At 62.6% G+C, this 11,499-nt stretch carries 8 protein-coding genes and 1 pseudogene; 6 read left to right on the top strand and 3 right to left on the bottom strand.

Translation table 11 applies throughout. The features are described 5' to 3' along the window. The 3 genes and pseudogenes from QRN10_RS09660 to QRN10_RS09650 form a co-directional block, all read right to left on the bottom strand. A pseudogene (locus tag QRN10_RS09660) lies at positions 1 to 1,348 on the bottom strand (type IV secretion protein Rhs); the annotation flags it as partial. A 110-nt stretch (positions 1,349 to 1,458) separates the two neighbouring features. Then, positions 1,459 to 4,542 carry an efflux RND transporter permease subunit gene (locus tag QRN10_RS09655; protein ID WP_285428287.1) on the bottom strand — a complete coding sequence of 1,028 codons (3,084 nt, stop codon included), beginning with the start codon at positions 4,540 to 4,542 and terminating at the stop codon, positions 1,459 to 1,461. A 2-nt stretch (positions 4,543 to 4,544) separates the two neighbouring features. Beyond that, complete coding sequence (locus tag QRN10_RS09650) at positions 4,545 to 5,648, bottom strand: efflux RND transporter periplasmic adaptor subunit (RefSeq protein WP_253507158.1); 1,104 nt, start codon at positions 5,646 to 5,648, stop codon at positions 4,545 to 4,547. Between the two features lie 99 nt (positions 5,649 to 5,747). Between QRN10_RS09650 and QRN10_RS09645 the strand changes: the two genes are divergently transcribed. The 6 genes from QRN10_RS09645 to QRN10_RS09620 all read left to right on the top strand — a co-directional run bounded on the left by QRN10_RS09645 (position 5,748) and on the right by QRN10_RS09620 (position 11,469). Beyond that, positions 5,748 to 6,953 carry a multidrug effflux MFS transporter gene (locus QRN10_RS09645; RefSeq protein ID WP_285428285.1) on the top strand — a complete coding sequence of 402 codons (1,206 nt, stop codon included), beginning with the start codon at positions 5,748 to 5,750 and terminating at the stop codon, positions 6,951 to 6,953. A gap of 76 nt (positions 6,954 to 7,029) precedes the next feature. Then, positions 7,030 to 7,890 (top strand): pirin family protein, encoded by an 861-nt coding sequence (locus tag QRN10_RS09640; protein ID WP_181079676.1) that lies wholly within the window; start codon positions 7,030 to 7,032, stop codon positions 7,888 to 7,890. A gap of 165 nt (positions 7,891 to 8,055) precedes the next feature. Then, a complete protein-coding gene (locus QRN10_RS09635) occupies positions 8,056 to 9,501 on the top strand; it encodes a mechanosensitive ion channel family protein (protein ID WP_181079677.1) in 1,446 nt (481 codons plus the stop codon). A 171-nt stretch (positions 9,502 to 9,672) separates the two neighbouring features. Beyond that, a complete protein-coding gene (locus tag QRN10_RS09630; protein WP_253507164.1) occupies positions 9,673 to 10,191 on the top strand; it encodes a sigma-70 family RNA polymerase sigma factor in 519 nt (172 codons plus the stop codon). Next, positions 10,188 to 11,114 (top strand): FecR domain-containing protein, encoded by a 927-nt coding sequence (locus QRN10_RS09625; RefSeq protein ID WP_285428284.1) that lies wholly within the window; start codon positions 10,188 to 10,190, stop codon positions 11,112 to 11,114. Before QRN10_RS09630 ends, QRN10_RS09625 begins: the two co-directional genes overlap by 4 nt. Before the next feature lie 139 nt (positions 11,115 to 11,253). After that, complete coding sequence (locus QRN10_RS09620) at positions 11,254 to 11,469, top strand: TOBE domain-containing protein (protein WP_003173733.1); 216 nt, start codon at positions 11,254 to 11,256, stop codon at positions 11,467 to 11,469. Positions 11,470 to 11,499: the final 30 nt, after the last annotated feature.

Here is an 11,499-nt window from a genome sequence, read left to right as displayed (position 1 = left end):
ACGGCAAAATCCCGTCCAACGTGCCATCGGTCAGGGTCAGCAGTTCCTCCCCGGTAACCATCGACACCGGGCAGCCGTTAGTAACGGTCTTATCCGAAGAAACCGCCGCATCCCCGTTCGGGTTTTTCCCCGAAACAGGCACATCGTCCACAGGCTCCTGCCGCACCAACACCGTCTGCTGAGTCTTGCTGCGAACGGCCGGCACCGCGTTCGTAACCACCTGTTCCCCAGCCTTCAACGGCGCAACCGGCACCGCCTTGATCGGCGTCGCCGCGCTGCCCAGCAGCAATGGCCGGGCCGCTGTGACATGGGGTTCTAGCCCCGGCCCCTTAAGGTGACTGGCAAGCAATTCCAACAAGCCCCTTGCCCGTGCGGACTTGATGGTGCTCAGCGTCTGAGCCCCCAGGCGCAGTACCACGCCTGTGCCTGCCGTCGCCCAGATCAACAGCAGATTGATCAGCACCTCACCGGTAATCTCGCCTGCCAGTTCGTACATCTCGGGCGGCGGCAGCAGGCGCATCCAACTGACCATCGCCGACAAGTAGATAAACAGCAGCGGTTCATCACTGAGCAGCAGCAACCCGTTGGCAATCGCGTCGCTGCCCAGCGCCAGCAGCTCATCGAGTTCGGCTTGGGAGATGTACGCCAACAGCTTTTCGCTGTTGGCCTTGAGATCCGATAGCAGGTCATACAGCTGCGTAACGTTGTCCCACAGGTTGTATAGCGCCTTGGCCAAGCCACTTGAAAACGCCCCGCCTTGCATGGCGCTGCGTTCGAGCGAAGTGGCGTTGGCAAAATCGTCCCATTGGGGTTTGAAGGTCTTCGCCCACTCATCGCGCAGGTCCGTTTCCAGCCCTGAGATCACCGATTGATAAGACGCGTACAGCGCCTTGAGATGATCTGTGGAAACGTTGGGATAAAAAGTGATCTGGTAAGTCTGGTCGCGGGTGCAGTCCTTGAGTTCCAGAATGCCGCTGGGGCCGATGGTGTGATGAATGGGCGTGCCCATCGCGCTGCCATCCGCGGCCAAGGCTTGCAGCATCACCGGGGTGTTGCCGATTGGCACGAAGCGGGTGCTTTCAAACAGGTGCACCAGGGTCAACGAGCCCTGGGCATCACACCGGGCAACAACCGCGTTGGGTTTTCTGGACGAAGCCGGTGCGATCAGCGCAACGTCTTCCCCCACTTTAAAGATCTGCTCGACCTCAAGCGCCGAAACGCTCCAGAAGCTGTCGGCCCATTTATCAAAGGTGTTCAGGCAATCGCGAAAATCACGCAAAACGCGTTCGATGTCCGGTGCTTTGGCATCCATGGGTGCCAGGACAACGCTGGCAATGACCGGAATCAAGACACGGCCCCAACAACCAGGGCCATCACGAAACAAACCATCTGCAATCCCTCGCACTGTGTGATCAGGCGAGGGACTTTGCAGCGGTTCTTAGTGCAGAGGAGTAGAGCTTATCCGGCGGTTATGTGGGACGTTTCGACAACCTTGGTCTTCTCCCGCCCCAGCACCAGGCTGCACAGCGCCGGCAGAAACAGCAGCGTCAACACGGTGCCCACCAGCACCCCGCCGATCAGCACGTAGGCCAGGGAAGACCAGAACACCGAGAGCGTCAGCGGGATAAACGCCAGCGCCGCTGCAAGCGCGGTCAGCACCACCGGCCGGGTGCGGCGTACGGTGGCTTCGATGATCGCCTCGCGGATGGCCATGCCGTGGTCCTGGTTCTGGCGGATCTGGTCGGTGAAGATCAGGGTGTTGCGCATCAGTATCCCGCCGATGCCGATCAGCCCGAGGATGGCGTTGAACCCAAACGGCTGGTTGAACAGCAGCAAAGTCGGCACCGCGCCAATCAAGCCCAGCGGCGCGGTGGCGAAAACCATGAGCATCACGCCGAACGAGCGGACCTGAAACATGATCACCGTGAGCGTCAGCAGGATCATGATCGGGAAGAGCGCGGCCAGGGCCACGTTGGCCTTGGCACTTTCTTCCACCGGGCCGCCGATTTCGATGCGATAGCCCGTGGGCAACTGCGCGATCAGCGGTTGCAGGTCTTTGTACACGGCCATTTCCACGTCCGGCGGTTGGACGCCGTCGACGATGTCGGCGCGCACTTCCACGGTATTGGCGCGGTTGCGGCGCTTGAGGATCGGGTCCTCCATCACTGCCTGCAAGTGCCCCACCTGGGCCAGCGGCACCGCCGTGCCGGCGCTGTTGGTCAGGGTCATATTGTTGAGGTTGCCGAGGTTTTCTCGCTGGCTGCCCTGGGCACGGGCCACCACCGACACGGTGCGGTTGCCCTCGCGCACTTCGGTGATCGGGTTACCGCTGAGCAGCGCGTTGAGCTGGGACTTGACCTCGTCAGGCGTAAAGCCCAGCAGGCGCAGGCGATCCTGGTCCAGGACCAGGCGATAACCGCTGGTGCGCTCGCCCCAATCAAGGAACGCGTCGTGGGTCAGCCGGTTGGCGGCGACAACGTTGCGCACATCTTCGGCTACGCCGCGCAGCACATCCGCATCCGGGCCGGACACGCGAAACACCACCGGGAACGGTACGGGAGGGCCGAACAGCAATTGGGTGACGCGCACCCGCGCCGCCGGGAATTCGCCGGCCGCAATACGCTCGCGCATGCGCAGTTTCAACGCGTCGCGTGCGTGGGAGTCGGGGGTTTGCACGATCAGTTTGGCGAACGCCGGGTCGGGCATTTCCGGGTTCAATGACAGAAAGAACCGAGGCGCGCCGCCGCCCACATAAGTGTCGACCATGCGGGTCTGCGGCTCCTGCAACAACGCTTTTTCCAATTGCGCGGCGACCGCCTCGGTGCTTTTAAAGGCGCTGCCCGGCGGCATGTACACCTCCAGGATCAACTCGGAACGGTCGGAGTTGGGGAAAAATTGTTTTTTCACCACGGCCATGCCCAGCACGCACAGTACAAAGGCCGCGACCACCAGCCCGGTGACCAGCCAGCGCCGGCGCACGCAGGTCTCGACCAGATTGCGCAGCCTCTGGTAATAGCGGCCGGCGTAGATGGCGTCATGGCCGCCGGGCACCGGTTTGATCGCCGGCAGCAGTTTCACCCCCAGATAGGGCGTGAACACCACTGCCACCAGCCATGAAGCGATCAGGGCGAAGCCGACGATCCAGAAGATATTGCCGGCATATTCCCCGGCGCCGGAACGCGCAAACCCCACCGGCAGGAAACCGATGATGGTCACCAGCGTGCCGGTCAGCATCGGCGCCGCCGTGGAGCTCCAGGCGAAGGTGGCGGCGTGGATGCGGTCAAAGCCTTCTTCAAGTTTGACCACCATCATCTCGATGGCAATGATTGCGTCGTCCACCAGCAAACCCAGGGAGATAATCAGTGCGCCGAGGGTAATGCGGTCGAATTCGCGCCCGGTGACCAGCATGATCACGAAAACAATCGACAGTGTCAGCGGTACCGCCGCCGCCACCACCAGCCCGACGCGAAAACCCAGGGCCAGCAGGCTGATGACCATCACCACCGCCAGCGCGACGAAGAATTTGAGCATGAACTCGTTCACCGCCAGGCTGATGTTTTTTGCCTGGTCGGACACCTTGGCAAAATTCACGCCCTGGGGCAGGTCGGCCTGGATCCGCGCTTCCTCGGCCTGCAGGCTTTTATCCAACTCCAGGCCGTTCCATTTTTTCTGCATGATGACGCCCAGCATCAGCGCCGGGTCGCCCTGATGACGGATGCGGTAGCTGGGTGGGTCTTCGTAGCCACGGCTGACGCTGGCCACGTCGGCGATGCGCAGCACGCGACCATTGGCGACCAGCGGCACGTTTTCGATCAGCGAAAGGCTGTCGAAGGCGCCGTCGATGCGGATATACGCACGGGCGCCGGCGGTCTCGACAAAACCCGACGGCGCCACCGCGTTCTGCGCGGCGAGGGCGGCAAAGATCTGCGCCGGCGTGATACCCAGGGTTGCCAAGCGCTCGTAGGAAAACTCCACAAAGATCCGCTGCGCCTGTTCACCGAGGATATTGACCTTCTTCACCCCCGGCACGGTAAGCAGGTTCTGGCGCAGATCCTCGGCCATCTGTACCTGCTGGCGGTGGGGCAGGTGCTCGGCTTCCAGGGCATACAGCGCAAAGTACACGTCTGAATATTCGTCATTGAAGAACGGCCCGATCACGCCATTGGGCAGGCGAGTGGCTTCGTCGCTGAGCTTTTTGCGCGTCTGGTAAAACAAATCCTGGATTTCACCGGGCCGTGTGGATTCCAGGAATGTCATGCGCATCGACACGAAACCCGGCTGAGCGATGGTCTCGACGCGGTCGTAGTAGTCCAGTTCCTGCAGGCGTTTTTCCAGACGATCAGCGACTTGTTCCTGCATTTCCCGGGCGGTGGCGCCGGGCCAGGCGGCGGTGATGGTCATCACCTTCACGGTGAATGACGGGTCTTCGGCGCGCCCCAGTTTGCCGAAGGAGAAGACGCCTGCCGCGAGGATCGCCAGGATAAGAAACAGCGTGACGGCGCGGTGCTTGACCGCCAGTTCGGAGAGGTTGATGCCGCGCATGTTCAGTTGTCCTGTTTACGGTTGAGAGCCAGCGCCTGGGCGGGCAGCAGGCGCACGGTGTCGCCGCTGTGCAATAAGTGCGCGCCTAACGCAACGACCACCTGGCCCGGGCTGACGCCGCCGGCGAGCAAAGCGTCTTCCTGGCCGAGGCTGGCCACGGTGACCGGGGCGAAGCTGAGGCGGTTGTCGGCACCGATTACCCACACGCCGGTGCCATGCCCGGCGTCGTACAGCGCGCCGATGGGGACGCGGGTCTGCTGGGTCTGACCGTTACCTTGCAGGCGCACGGTGATGGTCGAGCCGAGGGCGAAGCGCTCGACGGCGCCCTGCAGCACATAGCGGGCGCGGTAGGTGCGGGTGGTGGGATCGGCACTGGCGGACAGCTCACGCAGGGTAGCGGTCACGGTCTGGTCCGGTGCGCCGAACGGGAAGGCCAGGGCTTTCTGCGCGGCCAGCTCGCGGTTGTTTTCCGGCAGGTTGACAACGGCTTCACGCGCGCCGTCATGGGCCAGCCGCACCACGATCTGGCCTTCGGCGACGACCTGGCCGCGGTCTGCACGCACGTCGGTGATGATGCCGTCGCCGTCGGCCTTGAGCACCGAGTAGGCGCGACGGTTTTCGATCTGGCTGGCGTCGGATTGCGCCGCTGCCAGTTCGGCTTCGGCAACGCGCAGGTTGGTCGCCGACTGATCGAAGATCTGCCGCGACACGGCCCCGGTGCTGGCCAGGCGCTGGTAGCGGTTGGCATCGTCACGGCGCTGGCGCAATTGGGCCTGGGCGGCGTTGACACGGTTTTTTGCCGAACGCAGGGCCAGTTCGAAGTCGCCCACATCCAGTACCAGCAAGGTATCGCCACGGGACACGTGCTGGCCTGGATCGACCTTGCGCTCGATCACCTTGCCGCCAACGCGAAAGCCCAGGTCGCTCTCGGTGCGAGCGGCGACCACGCCGGTGTAGGCGCTTTGCTGGGTGCCGGCGGCTTCGACCTTGGCGGCGAGCACCGGGCGCACAGGCGCGGCGGTGGGGGTGTCGGCCTGGCTGTTGCAGCCGCTGAGAACGGTCAGCAGCGCCAGGGGTGTCAGCAGACGCATGGGGAGAAGGGGCATGGCGGGCTCCGGAGTAACCAATGGGCAAAAAATTATGGACATAATTTTTTGCCCATATTATGGTCGAAATATAAATTAATCCAGCCCCGGATACCCCCTATGACAAACGCCCCGGTCCCATCGCGCAGCCTGCTGTTTTTACTGGTGGCCCTCACGGCGTTGGGGGAAGTCTCGACCCAATTGATCATTCCCGGATTGGGCGCGATCGAGCATGCGCTGGTGGCGCCGACGGGCTCGGCGTTGATGGCACTGTCGGCGTTTGTCGCGGCGTTTGGCCTGGGGCAGTTGATATTCGGGCCGTTGTCGGACCGTGTCGGCCGGCGTCCGGTTTTGCTTGGCGGCCTGGCGCTGTATGGGTTGGCGACCCTGTCGATGTTGCTGGTCAACGACATCCAGCAGTTCATTGCCGCCCGCGTCATGCAAGGCCTGGGTGCCTGCGCGGCGTTGGTGCTGGCACGCACGGTGGTGCGGGACGTGTGGAGGGCCGAGGCGGGGCCGGCACTGGCGCTGACCATGATCGGCATGCTCTACGCGATCGTGGTGGCGCCGATGGTCGGTGGGCTGCTGATCAACTATGTGGGCTGGCGCGCACCGATCCTGTTCGCGGCGGTGATGGGCAGCGTCGTGTGGCTGCTGGCGCTGCTGTTTTTCCGCGAGAGCAATCACGCCCTGGACCCCAGGGCCGGCCACTGGCGCACCCTTGGCGGGCAGTACCTGAATCTGCTCAAAGACCGACCCTACCGGGCCTACGCGGTGGCACTGGCGTGCACCTACGGCGCGATGTTTGCGGTAATCGCCGGTTCGTCGGCGGTGTTTATCAATCTGCTGGGTTTCAGCAGTCTGGCGTACGGCATCAATTTCGGCCTGATCGTGTCGATGTTGATCGTCGGCTCCACCTATACCCGACGCAATATCATGCGCCTGGGGCCCCAGCGCATTGTGACCAGGGGCGTGACGCTGGTGGCGCTGGGTGGGGTGTCGGCGCTGGTGATCTATCAAGTGTTCGGCTTGTCGGTGCTGGGGCTGGATATTCCGATAGCCCTCGCCACCCTCGGCGGCGGTCTGGTGCTGCCGGGCGCGGTCACCGGCGCGGTGATGCCCAATGCTCACCGCGCCGGCCTGGCAGCAGGGCTGATGGGGTTTGCGCAGATGTTCGGAGCGACCTGCAGCGGCCTGTTGTTGAGCCACCTGCACGACGGCAGCGCGACGCCGATGATCATGATCCAGGCCGGTTCTGCGATCCTGGCGGGGTTGGGGTTTTACCTGCTGCGCGCGCGTCTGCCGGCGGAACTGTCCTATACATAGGACAATCCAGGCCAGGTTTGCCGTCTAGTGCTAATGTGCCGTCGGCCGTATGGTGTACCCACTTTGGAGGTACATCATGAAAAAATTAATCGGCATCTACACCAGCCCTCGCGGCCACTGGGTGGGCGATGGCTTTCCGGTGCGTACGCTGTTTTCCTACGACTCGATGGGCAAGCACATCAGCCCATTCCTGCTGCTGGACCACGCCGGCCCGGCGCAATTCACCCCGACCGAACAGCGTCGTGGTGTGGGCCAGCACCCCCATCGCGGGTTTGAAACCGTGACCATTGTTTACGACGGTGAAGTCGAGCACCGCGATTCCACCGGAGCCGGCGGCACTATCGGCCCAGGTGATGTGCAATGGATGACGGCGGCCAAGGGCATCCTGCATGAGGAGTTTCATTCCCCAGCGTTTGCTCGCCGCGGCGGTGCGCTGGAGATGGTGCAGCTGTGGGTCAACCTGCCGGCCAAGGACAAGATGGCCGAGGCGGGTTACCAAACCATCGTCGACGCCGATATCCCGGTGCTGCCTCTGGCCAACGACGCCGGGCAACTGCGTTTGATCGCCGGTGAGTTCGCCGGTGCCAAGGGGCCTGCACGCACGTTTACAGCCATTGATGTGTGGGATCTGCGGCTCAATCCCGGCAAACCGGTGACCCTGGACCTGCATGCCGGGCGTAACACTGCCCTGGTGATCCTGCGCGGAACGCTGTTGATCAATGGCGAGGAAGTCGCGCGCCAAGGGCAATTGGCGTTGTTCGAGCGTGATGGGCACCAATTAACCTTGGAGTCCAATGACGACGCCAAGGTATTGCTGCTCAGCGGCGAGCCGATCGATGAGCCCATCGTGGGGCATGGACCGTTTGTGATGAACACCGAGCAGGAGATTCATCAGGCCTTTGCGGATTTTCAATCCGGCAAGTTCGGGCGGATGTGAGCGGCCCCTTTTTTGTGGTGAATGAACCGGCCTTGGGCGAGGCAAGCTCGTTCACCACCGATGCGGTTTTTTTGCGCAGAACACCGAGGGGGCGCCACGACACAATTTGTTTCCGATAGGCTCATTTCATGCGATCTTCCCGTCATTCGCCCTGGAGTCGCCTGGATGCCCTCGTTTATCGCTGACCACCCGATGCTGTGCGCTTTGGCGCTGATCCTGATTGACATCGCCGTGTGGCGCCTTATTTCTCCCAACCTGGCCAACTGGAAGTTGGCGGCGCGCTTGGTCATTTTTGCGGTGTTCAGCGCCGTGCTGTTCAACGACGGCATGAACCCTATGCAGTTGGCCCCCTATGCCGATGACACGGCGCTGCATCTGGCTGCCACGGCGTTGCAGATCGGCTGGTGGCTGTTCGCGGCGCGCACGCTCACCGTGCTGCTGGGCGCGTTGATGATGCAGCGGGTCGGTCATACCGGGCGGTTGTTGCAGGATTTGATGGGCGCGGTGATTTTCCTCATCGCAATTATCGCCGCCATGGCCTATGTGCTCGATCTGCCGGTCAAAGGCGTGCTCGCCACGTCCGGCGCGGTGGCGATCATTGTCGGCCTGGCGCTGCAAAGCACTTTGAGCGACGTGTTTTCCGGGATCGTGCTCAATACCACCAAGCCCTACCAACTGGATGACTGGATCTCCATCGACGGCACCGAAGGCCGCGTCACCGATATCGACTGGCGCGCCACTCGGCTGCAAACTTCCCAGGGCAGCATGGCGGTGATCCCCAATTCCCTGGCGGCCAAGGCCAAGATCATCAATTTCTCGCGCCCGGCGGATATGTTCGGGCTGGCGGTCAGCCTGCAGGTCAGCCCCCATGCGCGCCCGCAAACGGTGATCGAAGCGTTGGAGCGCGCCATGCAGGGCTGTCGTCCGCTGCTGGCCAAGCCGGCGCCCAGCGTGGCGTTCAAAACGTCCGCCAGTGGCGGGGTGGAATACGAGATCAGCGGGTTCGTGCCGGCGATGCCGCTCAAACGTGAGGTGCGCAATCAGCTGTATGACCTGGCTTTCCGCCACCTGCAGGCGGCGGGCGTGAGTCTGTTGTCGGCCTCCGAAAGCGCGGCCCCGGTGGTGACTTCCCGCGCACGGGCGCTGTTGGACAGCTCGACGATTTTTTCCACCCTGCGCCAGGAAGAAAAGGAAACCTTCAGCCAGAACATGACCCTGAGCACCTACCGCGCCGGCGAGATGATCCTGCCGGCGGGCGAGGTCAGCGACCATTTGTTTATCGTCGAGTCCGGCGTGGTGTCGGTGATGCTCACCAAGGGCGGGCACAAGTTCGAGGCCGGGCGCATGGGCCCGGGCGAGGTGATCGGCGAGGCGGGCATCCTGTCCGACGAGGCAACCCTGGCGGATTTCACCGCCAAAACCTTCTGCACCCTGTACCGCATCGAGAAGGAATACCTGACGCCATGTCTGGATGCCCGACACGATATCGGCGACGCGATGAAAACCCTGCTGGATTTCCGCGTACACGCCGCCCAGGCCCTGACCCAGGAAGCGCCGGTGGTGCCGGTAAAAAAAGGCTTTTTGCAGTGGTTGCGCAAGCGCGGCTTCTAATGAAACCGCAGCGAGCTGCCTGAATGCGCAAAACCGGACCGGTTATCTCGCACGTAAAACCCGTGGCAAGCTTTTACAGAAGCATGTAGGAAAAGTTCGTGGTATAGCGGCGCGATATTAAATAGAATGAATCTCATTTGAGACTCACTCGCGCCGCGCAGGTTGCTTGCCATGAATGATGCCGTTGTCCCTACGCACGCCCCCGAACCGACGCTGTCGAGCTTGTACCGTGACCACCGCAGTTGGCTGGAAAACTGGCTGCGCCGGCGGCTGGGCAACGCCTGGGATGCGGCGGACCTGAGCCAGGATACATTTCTGCGGGTGTTGGCCAGTGCCCAGCCGATTGCGCAGGTGCACGAACCACGCGCGTACCTGGTGACGGTAGGCAAGCGTTTGCTGGTCAATTTCCATCAGCGGCGCAGCCTCGAACAGGCCTACCTGAATGCCCTGTCCACCTTGCCCGAAGCCAACGTGCCGTCGCCCGAACAGCGCTGGCTGCTGCTGGAAACCCTGCAGGCGCTGGATGAACTGCTCGACGGTTTGCCGGTGCTCGTGCGCCGTGCCTTTCTGTGGAGTCAATTGGAAGGCCTGGGTTATCGCGAGATCGCCGAACGCCTTGATGTGTCCGAGCGCACCGTCAAACGCTACATGGCCCAGGCCTACGAACATTGTCTGCTGGTGGCGCTGTGAGCCGAGACGTAGCGCGCGCGGCGGCGCAGTGGCTGGCGCTGCTGGAGTCCGGCGCGGCCACCGAGCGCGATCATGCCGCGCTGCAACATTGGCGCGACAGCCATCCCCAGCACGAGCAGACCTGGCAAAAAGCCCAGACCTTGCGCCAGCGCTTCAGTAACTTGCCCCCGGCCCTGGCGATGGCCAGCCTTGACCGCCCGCAGCCAGGGCGGCGCGCGGTGCTCAAGCGTGCGTTGGGAGTGGCCGCCCTGGTGCCCACGGCGTGGCTGATCAGCCGTCAGTTGCCTCTCGACGCCTGGCGCGCCGATGTGCGCACCGCCACCGGCGAACGCCAACGCCTGCCATTGGCTGATGGCGCCAGCCTGCAACTCAATACCGCCACGGCAGTGGATGTGGACCTGGCACAGCGACACGTCACCCTGGTTGACGGCGAGCTGGCGCTGAACGTGCCTGGTGCGGCTGCAATGACGGTTTACACCCGTTACGGGCAACTGCGGGTCAGCCAGGCCGACGTCTGCGTGCGGCAACTGGCCGCCGGCTGCCGCGTCTCGGTGCTCAAAGGCGCGGTGCAGGTGCGTGATGCGAACGGGCAGGTATCCACGCTGCGGGGTGGCCAGCAAGGGCCATTGAATGCCACCGGTCTGGGCGCATCGCTGCCGTTCGACGTATTGCAACTGGGCTGGCGCGACGGCGTGCTGACTGCGCAGAACCAAGCCCTGGGAGATTTTTTGCGCGAGCTTGAACGCTACCGTCCCGGCGTGCTGCGCTGGGACCCCAGCCTTGAAACGCTGCGCGTTACCGGGAGTTTTCGGTTGGACGACACTGACAGCGTCCTGGGTTTGCTGGCCTCGACCTTGGGTTTTGAGGTGCACGCGCGCACGCGCTATTGGGTAACGCTGACAGCTGCCGGGGCAAACGCGTAAGCCTTGATGCCTGGAAGGCGTATATTTCCTAAAGGAATAAATAAATAGTTATTTATTCCTTTTCATATATCAAGGCGTGGCGCATGTTGGGACCCTGCGCATTCGTGCGGATTACCCAACAGCCATCAGGAAAGCCGACATGACCATCAAAGCGATCAACGTGCGCAACCAGTTCAAGGGTGTGATCAAGGAAATCCTGCTAGGGGAGGTCGTATCGGAAATCGACGTGCAGACCGCGTCCGGTATTGTCACCTCGGTCATCACCACCCGCTCGGTGCGCGACCTAGAATTGAAAGTGGGCAGTGAAGTGATTGCCTTTGTGAAGTCCACCGAAGTGTCCATCGCCAAACTCTAGTCGGCCCGACTGTGGGAGCGGCGCTCCCAC

Source organism: Pseudomonas sp. lyk4-R2A-8 (assembly GCF_030209095.1).
GTDB classification, from domain to species: domain Bacteria; phylum Pseudomonadota; class Gammaproteobacteria; order Pseudomonadales; family Pseudomonadaceae; genus Aquipseudomonas; species Aquipseudomonas quebecensis.
This window is presented reverse-complemented; position numbering and strand designations above follow the sequence as displayed.

Excerpts from the sequence above, each read along its gene's own strand:
- QRN10_RS09630 (WP_253507164.1), top strand. The coding sequence starts at position 9,673 with ATGAATGATGCCGTTGTCCCTACGCACGCCCCCGAACCGACGCTGTCG.
- QRN10_RS09635 (WP_181079677.1), top strand. The coding sequence starts at position 8,056 with ATGCCCTCGTTTATCGCTGACCACCCGATGCTGTGCGCTTTGGCGCTG.
- QRN10_RS09620 (WP_003173733.1), top strand. The coding sequence starts at position 11,254 with ATGACCATCAAAGCGATCAACGTGCGCAACCAGTTCAAGGGTGTGATC.
- QRN10_RS09640 (WP_181079676.1), top strand. The coding sequence starts at position 7,030 with ATGAAAAAATTAATCGGCATCTACACCAGCCCTCGCGGCCACTGGGTG.
- QRN10_RS09650 (WP_253507158.1), bottom strand. The coding sequence starts at position 5,648 with ATGCCCCTTCTCCCCATGCGTCTGCTGACACCCCTGGCGCTGCTGACC.
- QRN10_RS09655 (WP_285428287.1), bottom strand. The coding sequence starts at position 4,542 with ATGCGCGGCATCAACCTCTCCGAACTGGCGGTCAAGCACCGCGCCGTC.
- QRN10_RS09645 (WP_285428285.1), top strand. The coding sequence starts at position 5,748 with ATGACAAACGCCCCGGTCCCATCGCGCAGCCTGCTGTTTTTACTGGTG.